Origin of the sequence: Pseudorhodobacter ferrugineus DSM 5888, from assembly GCF_000420745.1 — a bacterium.
Taxonomy (GTDB): Bacteria; Pseudomonadota; Alphaproteobacteria; order Rhodobacterales; family Rhodobacteraceae; genus Pseudorhodobacter; species Pseudorhodobacter ferrugineus.
In genome coordinates, this window is sequence record NZ_ATVN01000011.1 from 49,977 (window position 1) to 67,438 (window position 17,462).

19 protein-coding genes are annotated in these 17,462 nt (G+C 60.0%); 2 read left to right on the forward strand and 17 right to left on the reverse strand.

Annotated elements, in window-relative coordinates; genetic code table 11:
* Window position 1: 1 nt before the first annotated feature.
* The 10 genes from G560_RS0111185 to ybgC all read right to left on the reverse strand — a co-directional run bounded on the left by G560_RS0111185 (window position 2) and on the right by ybgC (window position 9,857).
* Window positions 2-787, reverse strand: a complete 786-nt coding sequence (locus tag G560_RS0111185) for a methyltransferase domain-containing protein (RefSeq protein WP_022704400.1) — start codon at window positions 785-787, stop codon at window positions 2-4.
* Window positions 788-956: 169 nt separating this feature from the next.
* Window positions 957-2,864: an ATP-dependent zinc metalloprotease FtsH gene (gene ftsH, locus G560_RS0111190; protein WP_022704401.1), complete on the reverse strand. Its 1,908-nt coding sequence runs from the start codon at window positions 2,862-2,864 to the stop codon at window positions 957-959.
* A gap of 74 nt (window positions 2,865-2,938) precedes the next feature.
* Window positions 2,939-4,210, reverse strand: coding sequence for a tRNA lysidine(34) synthetase TilS (gene tilS / locus G560_RS0111195; RefSeq protein WP_022704402.1), 1,272 nt, complete (start codon window positions 4,208-4,210; stop codon window positions 2,939-2,941).
* Window positions 4,201-5,025, reverse strand: coding sequence for a tol-pal system protein YbgF (ybgF, locus tag G560_RS0111200; protein WP_028914006.1), 825 nt, complete (start codon window positions 5,023-5,025; stop codon window positions 4,201-4,203). The genes tilS and ybgF overlap by 10 nt, the downstream gene beginning before the upstream one ends.
* A gap of 6 nt (window positions 5,026-5,031) precedes the next feature.
* A complete protein-coding gene (gene pal, locus G560_RS0111205) occupies window positions 5,032-5,553 on the reverse strand; it encodes a peptidoglycan-associated lipoprotein Pal (RefSeq protein WP_022704404.1) in 522 nt (173 codons plus the stop codon).
* A 100-nt stretch (window positions 5,554-5,653) separates the two neighbouring features.
* Complete coding sequence (tolB, locus tag G560_RS0111210; protein ID WP_022704405.1) at window positions 5,654-6,991, reverse strand: Tol-Pal system beta propeller repeat protein TolB; 1,338 nt, start codon at window positions 6,989-6,991, stop codon at window positions 5,654-5,656.
* Entirely contained in the window at window positions 6,988-8,139 is a 1,152-nt protein-coding gene (locus G560_RS0111215) for a hypothetical protein (protein ID WP_022704406.1), read from the reverse strand. Before G560_RS0111215 ends, tolB begins: the two co-directional genes overlap by 4 nt.
* 9 nt (window positions 8,140-8,148) lie before the next feature.
* Window positions 8,149-8,622, reverse strand: coding sequence for a protein TolR (tolR, locus tag G560_RS0111220; RefSeq protein WP_022704407.1), 474 nt, complete (start codon window positions 8,620-8,622; stop codon window positions 8,149-8,151).
* 3 nt (window positions 8,623-8,625) lie between these two features.
* Complete coding sequence (gene tolQ / locus G560_RS0111225; RefSeq protein WP_022704408.1) at window positions 8,626-9,321, reverse strand: protein TolQ; 696 nt, start codon at window positions 9,319-9,321, stop codon at window positions 8,626-8,628.
* Between the two features lie 131 nt (window positions 9,322-9,452).
* The gene (ybgC, locus tag G560_RS0111230) at window positions 9,453-9,857 is read right to left on the reverse strand and encodes a tol-pal system-associated acyl-CoA thioesterase (RefSeq protein ID WP_022704409.1); all 405 of its coding nucleotides are present in this window, start codon (window positions 9,855-9,857) and stop codon (window positions 9,453-9,455) included.
* A 125-nt stretch (window positions 9,858-9,982) separates the two neighbouring features.
* On the opposite strand from ybgC, the gene G560_RS0111235 reads away from it, so the two are divergent.
* Complete coding sequence (locus G560_RS0111235; RefSeq protein WP_028914007.1) at window positions 9,983-10,297, forward strand: hypothetical protein; 315 nt, start codon at window positions 9,983-9,985, stop codon at window positions 10,295-10,297.
* 49 nt (window positions 10,298-10,346) lie between these two features.
* Here the strand turns inward: G560_RS0111235 and G560_RS19080 are convergent, their stop codons facing one another.
* From G560_RS19080 to ruvC, 5 genes are all read right to left on the reverse strand, one after another.
* Complete coding sequence (locus tag G560_RS19080; protein ID WP_022704411.1) at window positions 10,347-11,012, reverse strand: hypothetical protein; 666 nt, start codon at window positions 11,010-11,012, stop codon at window positions 10,347-10,349.
* A gap of 179 nt (window positions 11,013-11,191) precedes the next feature.
* A complete protein-coding gene (locus tag G560_RS19085) occupies window positions 11,192-12,790 on the reverse strand; it encodes a hypothetical protein (RefSeq protein WP_022704413.1) in 1,599 nt (532 codons plus the stop codon).
* A 164-nt stretch (window positions 12,791-12,954) separates the two neighbouring features.
* Window positions 12,955-13,983, reverse strand: coding sequence for a Holliday junction branch migration DNA helicase RuvB (gene ruvB, locus G560_RS0111255; RefSeq protein ID WP_022704414.1), 1,029 nt, complete (start codon window positions 13,981-13,983; stop codon window positions 12,955-12,957).
* Between the two features lie 3 nt (window positions 13,984-13,986).
* Complete coding sequence (gene ruvA / locus G560_RS0111260; RefSeq protein WP_022704415.1) at window positions 13,987-14,667, reverse strand: Holliday junction branch migration protein RuvA; 681 nt, start codon at window positions 14,665-14,667, stop codon at window positions 13,987-13,989.
* Window positions 14,664-15,197: a crossover junction endodeoxyribonuclease RuvC gene (gene ruvC / locus G560_RS0111265; RefSeq protein WP_022704416.1), complete on the reverse strand. Its 534-nt coding sequence runs from the start codon at window positions 15,195-15,197 to the stop codon at window positions 14,664-14,666. Before ruvC ends, ruvA begins: the two co-directional genes overlap by 4 nt.
* A 340-nt stretch (window positions 15,198-15,537) precedes the next feature.
* On the opposite strand from ruvC, the gene G560_RS0111280 reads away from it, so the two are divergent.
* Window positions 15,538-15,753, forward strand: coding sequence for a DUF1127 domain-containing protein (locus tag G560_RS0111280; RefSeq protein WP_022704419.1), 216 nt, complete (start codon window positions 15,538-15,540; stop codon window positions 15,751-15,753).
* Window positions 15,754-15,937: 184 nt separating this feature from the next.
* On the opposite strand, the gene G560_RS0111285 is transcribed toward G560_RS0111280, so the two are convergent.
* Window positions 15,938-16,291, reverse strand: coding sequence for a hypothetical protein (locus tag G560_RS0111285; protein ID WP_022704420.1), 354 nt, complete (start codon window positions 16,289-16,291; stop codon window positions 15,938-15,940).
* Window positions 16,292-16,409: 118 nt separating this feature from the next.
* Window positions 16,410-17,288: a 50S ribosomal protein L11 methyltransferase gene (locus tag G560_RS0111290; RefSeq protein WP_022704421.1), complete on the reverse strand. Its 879-nt coding sequence runs from the start codon at window positions 17,286-17,288 to the stop codon at window positions 16,410-16,412.
* Window positions 17,289-17,462: the final 174 nt, after the last annotated feature.

Here is a 17,462-nt window from a genome sequence, read left to right on the forward strand (position 1 = left end):
CTCACACCGTTAGGGTAAAAAACACGCGTCGAAACGGCATCAAGGCCCCGCCATCCGGCAACAGCGGATAGGCTGCGCCCAACGCCGCATCATAGGCATGCAAAAACGCGGTCGTCTCGTCCTCGCTCAGGCGCTCCAACACGGGTCGCATCGCCGTACTTTGCGTGAACGCCCGAACCGGATGCCCGTCGGCTTGCGGCTCCAGTCGCTGCACATATTCGCTTTCCCAAGCCAAGACCTTACCCAAGGGGGCCAGCATTTCCCAATATTTCAAAGCGGCCAAAACAGGGGTTTCGGGCAAATCGGCAAAACGATCGGCAAACAGCGCCGCAGCAATATCGCGGATAAACCTGTGCGATGGCGCGCCCCATTGCCGTGGCATTTGCACCGCCAACACCCCGCCACGTGCCAACATCGCCGCCAGCCGTGGCATCATCGCCTCATGCCCGCCGACCCAATGCAGCGCCGCATTGGAAAAGATCAGCGCTGGCTTGGTGTCTGGGTCCCAGTCGGTCACGTCCGCCTCGAGCAGGTCGCAATAGGCCCCGGTTTTCTCCGCCTCGGCCAACATCGCGGGCGAGCTGTCAATGCCAATCAGCTGCCGCCCCGCCGCACCGCATCCAAAGCGTTCAGCCAAAGCGCCGCCAACCGCGCCATTACCGCAGCACAGATCAATCACCGCACCGTCCGGCAAATCCGGCACCTGCGCTAACAAATCCAGCGCAGGCCGCAAACGCAACCCGCCAAACCGCGCATAGCGTTCCGGATTCCAATCGCTTTGGGTCATAGGTGCCGCTCCACTCTGCTTGCCCGCAACATATCCCGCGCGCACAGCGCCAAAGCAAACGCTTTCCTACCAAGCCCCGAAATTCGCCACGCTTTCTCTCATCCCGTTGCCAAAGTGCAAAACGCCGCAGGTTTCCCCACGGCGTTTGCTCTCGCGCGTTCAAAAACCCTCAGGCTTGCGGCTCAGGCTCCATCCCACCCTTAGGCGCTTTGGGTTTGGTCTTGGGGATCGCCACGACCGACGCAGTTTCCCCTCCCGACGGCTTGTCATGATCATCATTGCCGCCCAGCTTTTCACCGGCCACGACCTTTTTGATCTCATCGCCCGTCAGCGTCTCATACTCCAACAGACCTTGGGCCAAACGCTCGAATCCTTCATTTTTTTCCAAAAGGATTTTGCGGGCAAGCGCATAGCCCTCGTCAATCAGAACCTTCACTTCTTCTTCGATCAGGTTCTTGGTATCGGCCGAAACAGAAAAGCCGCCCGTTTGCCCCTGATAGCCCTGATGCGCCTCGGCATAATCGATATTACCAATCTTATCCGACATACCCCAGCGCATAACCATCGCACGGGCCAAAGCGCTGGCCTGCATGATGTCGCCCGACGGGCCGTTCGACACGCCCTCTTCACCCCATTTGATAATCTCGGCAGCCTTGCCGGCCATCGTCATGGCAATCCGTTGTTTGCACTGATCTTTGTGCATGTTCAGCTGGTCCATCTCGGGCAGGCTCATCACCATCCCCAGCGCACCACCGCGCGGAATAATCGTGGCCTTATAGACGGGATCACATTTCGGCAGCGCCATGCCCACAATCGCATGCCCCGCCTCGTGGTACGCGGTATGCTCTTTTTGCTCGGCGGTGAGCACCATGCTCCGGCGTTCTGCCCCCATCATCACCTTGTCTTTGGCTTGTTCAAAATCGTGCATGGTCACAAAACGGCGGCCCACCCGCGCGGCCATCAACGCCGCCTCATTCACAAGGTTGGCCAAATCCGCGCCCGAAAACCCGGGTGTGCCCCGTGCAATAATCCGCAAATCGACATCGGGGCCAACCGGCACTTTACGCGCATGCACGGTCAAAATCTTCTCACGGCCCTTGATATCGGGGTTGGGCACTTGGATTTGGCGGTCAAAACGGCCGGGGCGCAGCAGCGCAGGGTCCAGCACATCCTTACGGTTGGTCGCGGCCACGATGATCACACCCTCGTTCGCCTCAAACCCGTCCATTTCCACCAGCAACTGGTTCAGCGTCTGTTCACGTTCATCATTGCCGCCGCCCATGCCAACGCCACGTGCGCGGCCTACCGCATCAATTTCGTCGATAAACACGATACAGGGCGCATTCTTTTTCGCCTGTTCAAACATATCGCGCACGCGGCTTGCGCCCACGCCTACGAACATTTCCACGAAATCCGAACCGGAAATGGTGAAAAACGGCACGCCCGCCTCACCTGCAATCGCGCGGGCCAGCAAGGTCTTACCGGTCCCGGGGGGGCCAACAAGCAACGCTCCTTTCGGAATTTTACCACCCAAACGGCTGTATTTCTGCGGGTTGCGCAGGAATTCAACAATTTCTTCCAGCTCTTCTTTGGCCTCATCAATGCCTGCCACATCATCAAACGTCACGCGGCCATTCTTTTCGGTCAACAGCTTGGCCTTGGATTTGCCAAAGCCCATCGCCCCGCCCTTACCGCCGCCTTGCATCCGGTTCATAAAGAAAATCCAGATCCCGATCAGCACAAGGAACGGCAACCACAGCGACAGCAGGCCAAAGAACCCCGATTGTTCCTGCGGCTTGGCGACAACCTCAACCTCTTTGGCGATTAGCCGGTCGGTCACATCTTCGCCTTGCGGCTTGATGACAGTGAAATCCTTGCCATCCTTGCCACGCACGGTGATTGTTTCGCCATCCAGCGTCACGCTGGCCACTTCGCCTGCGTCCACCCGTTCAATAAAGTCGGAATATGACACCGACCGCGATGATGTTGTCGTTTGCCCACCACTGAACAGGTTGAACAAAGCAAGGATCAAGACCAAAAGGACGACCCAGAATGCGATATTTCGTGCATTTCCCACGAAGCTTCTCCTTCACGCGCTGCACCAAAAGGGGCATCAGCTTTGAACTTAAAATAGACATAAGTTTCAACTGTTCAATGCGATAGTACAAATTGATTGAAAGGCGCGACAATGCGCGCGTCAAAACCTGCCGGAAAACCCGCCAACGGGGCCGCAATTACCACATCATCATACCACACCGCAGGCGAAACCAGCAAAGAATCCCGACTGTGGCCTGTGGCTTTCCAACCTTTGCACTGGCGCAAACCGTCAGGGCCCAAGGCCCGTACCTCCTGCCCCGCCGCAAACGGCCCGTCCACTTGCCAACGCCCGTCCCAATCGTCGCCCGCAACCGAAATCAGCCCCGCAACCGCCCGTGGTTCGCGCACAACCCGAAACGCCGCCGCAGAAACCCTGATCCGGCAACCTGCCAAAGTCGCGTCATGGCCCTGCGCAATCGCCATCATCACCCGATCCACGCCAGACCCGCGCGGCGCATAGCCCGCCCCAGAAATCCAGCGCAGCGCCGCAATCAGCAACCGCCGCTGCACGTCTTGTTCCGTTCTGTCCCACGCCTGCCTGTCAAAAACCACCTCGCCAGCCCGTTCACTGCACACCCGCATCGCCGCATCGCGGGCCGCAGTTTCAAGCGCGTCTTGCGCCATGCGCAAATTGTGGATCACATCGCCCAACGTCTCGACTGTGATCCCCAATGGTTTCAAAGCCTTTAACGCGCGGCGGGCTTTTATGCGCGTGAACCTGTCATTTTCATTGCTGGGATCATCCATCCACGAAACGCCGCGGCGTGTCAGATAGCTGCGCAAATCCTTGCGTTCGACTGACAAAAACGGCCGCATAAACCGCACGCCGCCTTGGTTCCACCCGCTTTGCATGCCGACCAATCCGCCAATCCCGGCCTTGCGTGCAAGCCCCATCAAAAACGTCTCGGCGTGGTCATCCGCCGTATGCCCCAGAACAATATGGGAAATTCCCTGCCCAGCCGCCCAGTCCGCCATCAACCCGTATCGCGCCCGCCGCGCGGCATCCATCAGGTTGCCCGCCACCGCGCCATGTTGCCAAACCAACACCGCATGCGGCACACCCATTGATGCGCACAACTGCGCCACCTCCGCCGCCTCGGCTGCTGATCTGTCACGCAGCGCGTGGTCCACCGTCACCGCATGCAGCGTAAATCCCTGCATCCGCGCCACCTGCATCATCACAAGCAACGCCCCCACAGAATCGGAACCACCGGAAACCGCAACAGAGACTCCGGTGGGTCTTTCCTTACCTAAAAACGGGCGTTGCGCAGATTGCATCAGGAACGCGTCCCGTTCCGCCTCTACCGTCAAATCGTCTACTGGCACCCCAGCCCCAACGCCGCATTCGCAGCCTCAACAGCCGCAGGGTCGGTCGGGAACCGCACGCCAACCTCTTGCAAGGTCACGCAAGCCTCAGGGCCCTGCCCCAATGTCCCCAGCGCTTGGCCCACTTTCAGCAGCGATTGCGCCGCCATTGGCCCTTCCATATCACCCGAAAACGCCTCCAGCCACGCCCGCGCCGCCTCTGATGTCTCACCCAGATTGGACAGCGCCTCTCCTCGGTAAAACTGCGCCTGCGCGGTTAGGGGCCCACCCGTATAGGTCTGGGCAAAGGTCGCAAAGAGGTCCGCGGCGCCGCGAAAGTCACCTTGACCGAGCACCCCCTTGGCCCGGTCAAAATCTGCCTGTTCATTGGTTGCAAGCGACCCACCACCCGAAGATGGCACGCTTGGCACCGCTGGCGCTACAACAGCCGCGCCACCCGTTTCACCACCCAAAGTCGGTGTGGCACCAATCGCCCCCAAATCGCCGCCTTCAAGCTCGGTCAACCGGAACTCAAGGTCGCCAATCCGGTTGGTGCCATCGCTGACAACCTTATTGACCCGAAACTCAAGGTCTTCGGTCTTGGCCGTCACCTGCGCAAGTGCTGCTTCGATCGCATCAACGCGGTCAAGGATCGACCCGCCAAAACCGCCCGTCGCACCGCCGCCCGTGGTCGACAACTCGGATCGCAAACTTTGCACCGACTGGTTCAGAACCGTCAATTCCTGCCGAATATCGGCCAAGGTTTGCGCGCGGTCCTGCGCAAACCCTGCCAGTGGCAGCGCCACCAGTACGATTGCCATAAAGCCCGCGCGCATCATCGTTTAGCTACCTGCGCCCAGCGACAAAACCGTCACCGCGCGGCGGTTGCGGCTGTAACAATCCTCAGTGGAACACACCTCTACCGGACGCTCCTTGCCATAAGAAACGGTACGGATACGGCTGGCAGCAACCCCTTGCGACACAAGGAAGTTCTGCGCAGCAGACGCGCGGCGCGCACCCAGTGCAAGGTTGTACTGGCGTGTGCCTTGCTCATCGGCATGGCCTTCAACGATAAGCGCATAATCGCTGTTGGTCTGCAACCACTGTGCCTGCCCCGTCAGGGTCTGGCGTGCCTCATCCGACAAGGTGTTCTGATCAACAGCAAAGAACACCCGATCGCCCAGCGTTTGCTGGAAATAGGCCACCGACCGTGGATCATTCGCGCCACCAAGGCCTTGGCTGTCAATACCGCCAGCCCCCGCGCCGCCAGCACCACCAGCGCCCGCCCCAAATCGGTCGGGGTTGTTACACGCAGCAAGGCCCAAAACGCCGACCAGCAGCATCGCTTTCGTAAGATAAGACATCCATTCGTCCTTTTATTAAATGCCCGACTTGGGCCAAAGCCATTAAAGGCTAACGTAGCAGGTTTAAACCGCCCTGTGAATCAGGCAATCTTCACATTTTTCACGGCAACAGCGGCGACCACGACGGGTCCGATGCGGCACCATTCGACCCAACTGGTTTCAAATTGCGCCCCGTAATATCCACCGAATACAGCGACGACTGCCCCGCAGCCCCCGAAGTTTCGCGGGTGAACATGATCACACGGCCATTGGGCGACCATGTCGGACCTTCATCCAGAAACGATGCAGTCAACAGGCGCTCTTCCGACCCGTCCACACGCATCACGCCAATATGGAACCGGCCCTGATGCTGCTTGGTGAACGCAATCAAATCGCCGCGCGGGCTCCACACCGGGGTCGAATACCGCCCTGGCCCGTTGGAAATGCGCCGCGGCTCTCCGCCACCCGCACCCATCACGTAAATCTGCTGCGTCCCCGAACGGTCGCTCTCGAACACAATCTGGCTGCCATCGGGGCTGTAATCGGGCGCGGTTTCAATCGACGGCGCATTGGTCAAACGCGTCAACCCGCCGCCACTCGTATCCACACTGTACAAATCGCTGTTGCCGCCTTGTTCAAGGCTGAACAGCACCGTCCGCCCATTCGGTGCAAAACGCGGCGCGAATGTCATGGTCCCGGGCTGGTCGCTCAGCGCACGCGCCTGAACCGATGCCACATCCATCAGATAAATCTTGGGAAAACCCGACTGATACGACGTATACAAAATCCGGTCGCCCGTAGGGCTAAACCGTGGCGCCAGCACGATCGACCGGCTATCGGTCAAAAACTGCACATTCGCGCCATCATAATCCATCACCGCCAACCGCTTGGCACGCTCGTTCTTTGGCCCGGATTCCGATACAAACACCACGCGCGTGTCGAAATAGCCGCCTTCGCCCGTGATCCGGCTGTACACGGCATCGGCCACCTTATGCGCCATCCGCCGCCAGCTTTGCGTGGTGCCTGCAAACTGCAACCCCTCGCCCATCTGCTGACCCGAGAAAATATCGAACAACCGGAACTTTACCACAATCCGGTCGCCACTGGCACTAACAGCCCCCGTGACCAAGGCTTGCGTATTGATCGCCTTCCAATCGGCATAGGCGATTGGCGCGTCAAAACTATCCACCCGCCCGATATGGGCACTGGCCGGAATTTCGCGGAACAATCCCGTTCCCGCCAAATCGGATGCAATCACCCGTGCAATATTGGCGGCATATTCACCCGCCGCCCCGTTTTCGGCCACAAAATTGGGCACAGCAAAGGGCAACGGCTCAATCACGCCTTCGGTAATCTCAATCCGCAGCGGGCCATTTTGTGCCACTGCGGGCGCGCCGTACAGGCCGCCAAAGATCAGTCCAATCGCAAGTAATAGGCCGAAGGGTCTCTGATAGGTCATTTGATCCTCATTCTCTCCGGGTTGAATACCAATTCCAAACTACGCCATTGATCATATTTTTCAGGGGGAAGTTTGAATCCATTTGCACCACAGCGGATAACCGCTCGTCTGGCGGCTTCATAGGCTTGGCGCGCAGCGCCCTCTGATCCGCCCTCAAATTCCGTCATCTTCATGGAACCGGCGTCCGGCTTCCCGTCCTGCCCCAATTCTACTGAGACTGTAACAGTCACCAACAGCGCCTCGGATGACAATGACCCTACGTTCCAACAGGCCTGAACCGCCACGCGCAACCCATCCTTTTCGCCCGCCGTCATCGGCGGCCCGCTTGGGGCTGTGGCAGGAGCTGGGGCCGGGTTTGATGCCGCCCCCGATGCCGCCGCCACCGCTGCATCAATCGCGGCTTGGGTCGCATCGGACGTTACAGGGGCCGCATCTGCATCCACCGGCGCATTTTCCGCCCGCCGCGCAGGCCGCGCCTTGGGCCGCGATGATGCCGAAGGGGCCAAAGATTCGGCTTTGTTGGCTTCGGTGGCAAGCTCGGTTCCGGCCTCCTCAGGCGCGGATTCTGGCTTGGCCTCTTCCACCACCTGCGCCTCGGGTGCGGCTTCTGGTGTCACCGCCGGGGTCGGCGTTGTATCGGTTTGCGCATCCGGCGCAGGGGCCTCGGTTGGCACAGGGGCCACACGTTCGGCAGGCTTGGCCCGTGGCCGCGCACTGGTCACGGGGGCCAAAACAGGGGGCTCCTCAACCGCCAAAGGCGCGGGCGGCGCAGGCTCATCTGGCGCTTGCGGCACAGCTTCGGGTGCCACCTCTAGCACATCAGGGGATGTTTCCGGTACGGGCTCTGGCTCGGGGCGCGGCGGTGGCGGCGTCACAACGGCAGGCTCTTCCGGCGCTGGCGTTGGTGCAGGCGTCTCAACCGCTGGCGTGGGCGGGGTGGGCGTGGCAATATCGGTTTGCGGCGCTTCGGGCGCAGGTGCCGTTGGCGATGCCGCCATAATGGCCTCGAACTCGGCGCTGGTCACCAACGATACTTCCGTCACCGCGACCTCGGCATTGTCATCATGGCGGATGAAAAACCCGCCAATAAACACCCACAAGATCAGGCCGACATGTCCGAGACCTGAATAAAGAACGCCCTTTTCCATCACGTCAGCCTAGCCGCCGCTCGCGCCAAAGGATGGCCCGTCCGTATCGGTCACAAGGCCGATGTTGCGAAACCCGCCCGCGTTCAGCGCGCCCATAACCTGCGCCACGCGGCTATAGGGAATGGAGCCGTCCGCGCGCAAGAAAACCTTGTCGCTGTCCCGCTCCGCCGCAATCGCCTGCAATTTCGGGATCAACTCACCCTCGGCCACCTCTTGCGTCTGGATCATCACCAAACCTTCAACCGTCAAAGTCACCGTCAACGGCTCTTCCTGCTCGGTCGGCAGGGCTGTCGCCGCCGTTTTGGGCAATTCAATCGGCACGCCCACGGTCAACATCGGGGCTGCAACCATAAAGATGATCATCAGCACCAGCATAACATCGACAAACGGCGTAACGTTGATTTCAGACATCGCAGCCGATTTGCCACGCCGCCGTCCGTGCCGCCCGCCCCCGCCCGATTTTTGAACAACCCCGCCGCCCATGGCTCAGGCGTCCAACTGGCGCGACAGAATGGTCGAAAACTCGTCGGCAAAGGCCTCATAGCCGCCAATAATCTGCTCGGCATCCGCATTCAGCTTGTTATAGAAAACCACCGCCGGAATAGCGGCCAACAACCCGATCCCCGTGGCCAACAACGCCTCGGCAATACCGGGGGCCACAACGGCAAGGCTGGTATTCTGGCTGATCGCAATCTCTTCAAACGCGTGCTTGATGCCCCAAACCGTACCGAACAACCCGATAAACGGTGCCGTAGACCCCGTAGTCGCCAAGAAAGACAACCCCGCGTTCAACCGCTCACTTTCCTTGTTGATCGCCACATCCATGCTGCGGTCAATCCGCGCCTGCGCACCCGCAATCAACCCGCCATCATCACGGTGACTGCGCCGCCACTCCAGCATCCCCGCCGAGAAAATCCGCTCCGATGCGCCCGTCGCTTCGGGGCCAATCCGCTCAAACAACTCGTCCAGCGGCTCACCCGACCAGAATGCCTGATCAAACACACTCGACTCCCGCCGCGCCAACCGGAACGCAATATGTTTGCGAATGGTGATCGCCCATGACCAAAAGGACATGACCAACAGCATCAGCATCACCAGCTTTACAGTCAGGGTCGCACGCGCAAAAAGCGCAATAAGCGAGAAGTCAAGCTCCTGCGCCGCCGCAAGGGTATCGGTGTTCATATCGCCTGCTCATATTTATGGGCCGTTTGCCGACCTCGGTATTTGGTGATTCTATCCGTTTTTAAAGGGGATTGCCAATAGATCATCGGTCACACGCGCAAGAACCCGCCAGTTAACCGGTCAAATTCGCGTCAACCTGTAACAATCCGCCCCCGCAGCCCCGCCCGTAGCCCTTCCGGAAACCGCACCGCGCGCCCTTCCGCCCCCAAACACACCAGCGTCACCTCGGCCTCAAACAGCCGCTCCGCCCCACGCCAAACCACTTGCTCCAACCGCAACCGCGCACCTGTGGCTTCCAAAACCGCCGTTCTCACCTGCAATTCATCGTCATAAACCGCAGGCCGCAAATACTCGGCCACCACCCGCCGCACCGCAAACACAACCCCCTCGCCCAGCAGCGCCGCTTGGTCCACCCCCAGCCCGCGCACCCACTCACTGCGCGCCCGCTCAATAAATTTCAGGTAATTCGCATAGTACACAATGCCCGCAAGGTCGGTATCCTCGTAATACACCCTCAGGTCGAACTGATGCAGCATTGTTTCGCCCCCGAACGCAATAAAACCCCCATTTGCCACAATATGAACCAGAATACACCCAAGATCAGCCGGATTGTCCCGTCATAAGGGTCTAATCGAGCAACGATTGTATATGAGGTAGTAAAATGCGTAAAATGACACTGGTGCTGTCCGCCGCAGGTCTTTCCCTGCTAAATTCAGGCGCCCGCGCCGAAAGCCAAGATCTCGGCACATGGGCCTCCACCATCGCCGCTCCACAGCCCGCAACGGTCGCAGTTTTGGCGCTGATCGGCATGGGCTTTCTGGTTCTCTTGGCCAGCACCCCACTCGGCACCGCATCCGCCAAAACACCCCCGCACCGGTTCAAATGGCCCAGCCTCAGCGGCGCATGGCCATCCCAACGCGCAACCCTCGCCCTCTTCGCAATGATCGCCGTCGGCGGCTCGCTCGGCATGGCCTAGGGCCCTGTCAGGCACCTCTCCCTCTCTGTACCCAAAATCGGGGCGCGTCTCAGGTTTCCGCGCCCCGCTCTAACGCCGCCGCCTCTGCCGCCGCCTCGGCCACAGCCACCCGCGCCGCCAAGCGCAGCGCGTGGCTCGCATCACGCGCCACAACCGGCATCGCCCGCCCGTACCCCGCACGGATCACCGCGCCAATCTCGGGCCGCAAAACCGCCACCCCGTCCACCTGCGCCAACGGCGACCGCCCGCGAAACGCCACATCCGACCACAGCAAAATCACCTGCACCGCTTGGTTCAGCGCCACAACCTCGGCCGGCACCTCGGCCAAACCGTCATCCATCCGCACAAACACAAACGCCGCCTTGATCGCCCCCGCCGCGTCAAACCGGAAACTGCGGTATTGGTTCGCCCCCGCGCCTTGCAACCGCGACACCACCGCCTCCAAATCGGGGATCATCTCGCCCAGCTTCGGCACCGCCAGCAACTCCTCCCAATCGGCAAGGAAAAACAGCATCAGGTTCGCCCCCAACTCGGGGTCCGTTTCCGCCATCTGATGCCCCGCAAGCGCCACCACCGCCTCCACCGCGCCTTTGACCACCGGCAAAACCGCATCCGTCACGCCAAACACCACCGGCACAATCGGCTGCCCCCAGCGCGCAAACACATACGCCCCATCGCCACGCGTGAACAGCGCCTCAACCTCACTCGCGTCCATAAGGCCCCTCCCTCAATCCAGACCCCGCCTTACCGCAAAGCCGCCCCCCGAAACAAGCACGGGCAAACCAAACACGCGCCAAACAAACACAGGCGTCCCATACACCCACCCCATTTCATCTTTGCCCAAATACTCACCGCAACCGCGCGCCCCAAAGCGCTTGCCTTGGCCCGCCGCCCCTACTTGCTGTCTTGCTTAATCAACCCCGAAAACCCCGCCACCGCCAACAACGTCAACGCCCAGCCCGCAATGATCTGCACCCACAGATACCACCGCGCAAACACCCCGAACGGGCTTTGGCCATTCGGCAACCAATAGCTTTGCATCTCAAGGCTCACCACAGGCAGCAACACATCCGCCGAATAGACCCAAGCATTGAACTGCGGATAAGACAGAGCCTCGTGTTGCCCCAGATAGCAATCATATTGCGTCTGCAACGGTTGCCGCAGCCCCACCGCGTCCTTGCCAAGGCTCGGCAAACGCACCGCTTCCCCAGCCGTCACCCCGCACAACACCCATTCCGGCGCGCGCTGCACCTGTGGCAAGTTGGGCTTGATCGCGCCAAACGTCTCGGCCCCGCCAAACACCAAAACACCTGCCAGCCAAAACCCCACCAGCCAAGCAAAGGCCAGCAACGGCGCACGGCCATAGCGCACAGTCGCGCCCAAAATCCCGTCCCAAACCGCCAACAAACCCGCCTGCCCCGTCCGGCTCTCCGCCCGCAACTCCTTGCGCCGCGCCGCCCGCTGCAACCGCTCCTTCTCAATTAAAATAGTCCGCGCGGCCCCGCCATGCCCCGCCTCGCGCAACGCCCGCGCACATTCCTCATAAGGCTGCGGCCAAAACGCCACCCCGTATTCCTCCGGCCGCTGCAACCCTAACCACCGCAACCGCGCCGCCGCGTCCACAGGTGCCTGCCCCACAAATGCCCCATAACGGCATCGATCTAAAAGGATTTCTGTTGGCCAACATACTTCTTGATCGTTAAATTGTCCAATTTGTGCCCCAGTCAGGTCTAGCGCCCCGACAATCATAGTCTCGCCTGCCAAAAGAAACCCGCCAGAGATTTCTGCTCTATTGCAGTTCAATGCGTTGCCATGTCTGGTTGCCTGCAAACTTGCATCACCGCAAGCAAGTAGACCGCCAACTCTTGCCCCGACTAGACGTACTGCACCACGTGCCTCGATCCCTCGCAAGATCAAGTCGCCCCTAACTGCCAGACCATCTAAATTCAGGGCGTCGTCCGCATCTCCTGCATTTAATTTTGCATCCTCACAATCAAAATAGCCTCCCACCTTAGCGCCAAGAAATCGCAGTTCGCCCTGCACCGTTATGCCGTCCAAGACGACAACACCACGCGCTTCTAACCCGTCAGCCACCATCCCGTGCATAAGCGCCGACCCGTTGAAAAATAGATTTTGAAGCTGTGCCACACGCAAAAATACAGGCTCTGGAAACCGGCAATCGAACATCACAAAATCACCTGTAAGCGTACAGCCTTCCAAATCCAACCCGCGGGTTTCCGCCCCCTCCCGCTCATCCCCTTCAATATAAGCGCCCTCAACCCCCAAACCCTTTTCCGAAGGCGCGCATTTCTTACACCCACCCAGCGCCAAATACCGCACAAACTCCGCCCGTATCCGCAGCGCTTTCGGCGCATCCTCGGGCGGCACGCTGTCCGAAACCCGAAACGGCTCTCGGTTCCCCGCCTGCAACCACGCAACCAGCCTTTTCTCGGCCTCCCACAGCGGTTCAAAATCACTCAGCTTTTTACCCATAACACCCCCGCAGGTCGGGGTTCACCCCGACTCCGCCGCCCCAAACCAACCCCAAATCCCCTGCGCGTCCGCATTAAAATTTGGTTAACAAAAATCACAATACCGTTCTAAATCAACACCTTACAAAAATGTCCGCGCGCGAACACCTGCGGGGCAAACGCCCCCTACGTCCCGTCAAACATATCCGCCTGCCCCGCTGGCCTCGGCGCCTCCAACCCCAAATGCCGCCAAGCCCGCGGTGCCAGCATCCGCCCCCTCGGCGTCCTTTGAAGCAACCCTTGTTGCAGCAAAAACGGCTCGATCACCTCTTCCAGCGCGTCCCTTGCCTCACTCAGCGCCGCCGAAATCGTCTCGACCCCAACCGGCCCCCCGCCATAATGTTCGGCCAGCAGCATCATATATCGTCGGTCCGCCCCATCGAGACCCAGATGATCCACCCCCAGCCGTGTCAGCGCCCGATCCGCAATTTCCCGCGTCAGCCTGCCGTCGCCCTCAACCAGCACAAAATCCACCACGCGGCGCAGCAATCGCCCCGCAATCCGAGGCGTCCCCCGCGCCCGTTTCGCAATTTCCCGGGCGCCCTCTGGGTCCGATGGAATCCCCATCAACCGCGCCCCCCGCGTCACAATCAGATCCAGCTCATCCTCGGTATAAAACACCAACCGCGTCGGAATCCCGAACCTGTCGCGCAGCGGCGTGGTCAGCAACCCCAGCCGCGTCGTCGCCCCCACCAGCGTAAAGGGCTGCAAATCAATCCGCACCGTCCGCGCCGCTGGCCCCTCACCGATCACCAAATCCAGCGCGAAATCTTCCATCGCGGGATAAAGCACCTCCTCAACCACAGGGGAAAGTCGATGAATCTCGTCGATAAACAGCACATCATTGGGTTCCAGATTGGTCAGGATCGCCGCCAAATCCCCCGCCTTGGCCAGCACGGGGCCAGACGTCATGCGAAACCCCACCCCCAATTCCCGCGCCATAATCTGCGCCAGCGTGGTTTTCCCCAAACCGGGCGGGCCATGAAACAGGGTGTGGTCCATCGCCTCGCCACGGATTTTCGCGCTCTCAATAAACACGCGCAAATTGGCCCGCGCCTCGGCTTGGCCAACAAACTCCTCCAACACCTGCGGGCGCAAGGCGCGATCGGCATCTTCGGGCAGCCCTTCGGGGCGCAAAGTCGGATCGGGCTCCATATCTTATCCCTTCGGTGCCAGCAGTTTCAGCGCGGCCTTGATCAGCACACCCGTCCCCGCCTCCGGTGCCTCACCCGCCGCCTGCGCCACGGCTTGCGCCGCATCGCCGTGCCCATAGCCCAGATTAATTAAAGCCGACAACGCCTCGGCACTCGCCGCCGCCCGGCCCGCAGCCGCCGAAGTATCCACCTTAGCCGCAGCCCGCACCGCCGCCACCGGCTCAATCACATCATCCTCCACCGCGCCTGCCGTACTGGCCGGATTAGCCCCCATCGCCATGACCGTTGGTGCCTTGGATTTCAGTTCCAACACCACCCGCTGCGCAATCTTTGGCCCCACACCGGGTGCCGCCTGAATGGCCTTAGCATCGCCCAGCGCAATCGCCCGCGAAACGCCGTCCGGCCCCAATGTCCCCAAAATCGCCATCGCCGCCTTGGCCCCCACGCCTTGAACCGTCACCAGCAACCGATGCCATTCCTTTTCCAACATGGTGGGAAAGCCGAACAGCTGCAGCAGATCCTCGCGCACCACCAATTCGGTAAACAGCGCTACCGCCTCACCCACCCGCGGCATCGCGGCCAGCGTCCGGTCCGACACATGCACAATATACCCAACCCCGCGCACATCGACCAAAACATGGTCGGTCCCGCGATAGTCCAGCCGCCCCGCAATCTTGCCAATCATCCTGCTGCCCTTTTCCCCGCCGACACCTTCAATGCCGCCTGCAACCGCCCCGCCGATTGCATATGATGCGCATGGCAAATCGCAATCGCCAAGGCATCGGCCGCATCGGGGCCCTCAATCACCACGCCGGGCAATTGCACGCGCACCATGTGGTCCACTTGCCCCTTGGCCGCGTGCCCCACACCCACAACCGTCTTTTTCACCGCATTGGGCGCATATTCCCCCACAGTGATGCCAAACTGGGCAGGCACCAGCAGCGCAATCCCCCGCGCTTGGCCCAGCTTTAGCGTCGCCACCGCATCCTTGTTCACAAAGGTATTTTCCACCGCCGCTGCATCGGGCGCATAAACCCGCAAAACCTCGGTCAATTGCCCATGCAAACTTAGCAACCGCGCGGCCAAATCGCCGATCCCTTCACCCGGCGCCGAATGGCAAATGCCATTCGCGACGTGGCTGAGCCGCGATCCGGCCACGTCGATCACCCCCCAACCAAGGTTGCGCAACCCCGGATCAATGCCCAATACCCGCATGCCCACCCCTTTTATTCGTTAAAACGCGAATAGCACGAATAGGGAACATCCGCCAAGCGCTTTACGCCACGCGCCAAAAACCCCCGCCAAAGCTCCAGCAAACCCACACCAAATCCACCCCGATTGCTGCACCTGCACGGTATTCGACGCTTCCCCAGCCAAAACCGACACCTTTACGTCATCCCCTTATAAAAAAGGCAAAACTAAGGCAAACAGCTATGCGAAAACTGCATCTCAGCCATGCCATATCGGGGGATTGCTTTGCAGTTGCAGCAGGCCTATTTGCCACTCATCGAAACAACCTGCTGCATATTTGTGCAGTTTAAAAAGGAAAACCGCAATGGCCGCTTTTGAGACCACCCGCACCGCGCCATTCGGCGCTATCGCCACTTACAGCGTTGTCCGCTTTTTCAGCAACGTTGCCACCGACGTTACCGCTTGGAATGACGCACGCGTTACCCGCAATGCTTTGGGCAAATTGTCCGACCGTGAACTCGATGATATTGGCCTGACACGCGGCGACATCGCCGACATAGCGCTGCAAAACCGCTTCTGATTTCTGGCGTATATGCGTGGGTATCGCCGCATCCGATGGATGCAACTGACGCGCGCCAATGAGGCGCAAAGTTAAGAAAGCCGCCTCCGATTGGGAAGGCGGCTTTTTTATGCAGGAAAATCTAGAACGGTTGCGCAAGACTATGGCATGCGCCCAGCACTGCGCGGGCTGAATGCGATCCGGTTTACCCGTGCTTTTGCAGACTGCGGCGAATGGTTTCTGAAATCCATAGCGTGATAGGGTCCGGCGCCATCAAAGTGGCCCCCAGCCTGTCAAAGCCTTCGCCTTGCTCCAACTGCGCCACGCGGCTTTCGTAGGTTTGCGCCCCCACAAAATAGTGGATCGCCCCCTTCACGCCAAACGCTGACATAGCAAAAAAGAGCACCGGCAACAGCGCTTTCAAACGTGTCTTACGCACGGGCCTGCGGTAATGCGACCGGCCCAAAACGCCAACAGCCTCATGGCCGTAACCTTGTGCATGGGCCTGCTTCAGCCGGCCCACACGCTCATAAAAATCTTTTACATTTGGGTCAAACATCACAATTTCCCAACGCTACGCCCCGTGCTGCCATAAAGCGCCCCAACTTAGGCAAAACTAAGACAAAACGGCGGGAAAACGGCCCCAAATGGCCTAAATGTCGCCTTAATTCAGCCCATTATTTCCGGCGCAGCACCAATGCCGCCCATTCGCCCAAATCCTCACGCGAAACGGAAACAAAGCCTGCCGCGTGATAGGCCGCTTCAATCGACTCTGCCTGCACAACCAGCAAACCAGACAGAATGCACAACCCATCCTCGGCAATATGGCGTGCCATATGCGGGGCAAGTTCCACCAACGGACCTTTTAGGATATTGGCAAAGACAAGATCATAGGGCGCGGCCTCGCGCAGGCGCGGATGGTCAAAGCCAGCCGCCTCAAGGCATTCTACCCGCCCGTCCAGCTTGTTGATCTGCATGTTGGCCCGCGCCACATCAACCGCAACCTGGTCAATATCCGACGCAATGATCAGCGCATCAGGCAGCACCCGCGCCGCCGCCAGCGCCAGAACGGCCGTACCGCAGCCAATATCGGCCACACGCGCAGGGGCAAAGCCTTGGTCGATCAAACGGTCAAATGCCCGCAAGCAGCCAAGCGTCGTGCCGTGATGCCCCGTTCCAAACGCGACAGTCGCCTCAATCTGCAACGGCACGCGGGCCGGATCGGTTGGCACTTTGTCCGCGTCATGGCTGCCGTACACGAAAAACCGCCCCGCCTCGACCGGTGACAATTCTCGCCGCACATGCGCAACCCAATCCACTTCGGGCAGTTCCGAGATCGCAAAGGATTTCGCCCCGAACGCCACCGACAACAGCTCTAACGTTACCTCATCCGGCGCTTCCAGAAAATACGCGCCCACTTCCCACAGCCCGCTGTCGTCCTCAATTTCAAACACGCCAACGCCGGTCGGCTCGGGTTCCATCCGCTCCATCGCCTCGGCAAGGGCTTCGGCGGCGTCTTGGCCGGTCAATGTGGTCAGGGCGGTATAGGTGGGCATGGCAAAACCTCATGTAAAGTTGCCAAGCGGCCTAGCCCCCGCATGGGCCAGCGTCAAGCGGCTTGCAAAGCCCAGCCATGGCCAGCCCCCTACTTCGCCAATAGCGCGCGTCCCAAAGCGTTAACAGATCGGCACCTTTTGGGCGCAACCCATTTGGGTAGACCCGTCATCACA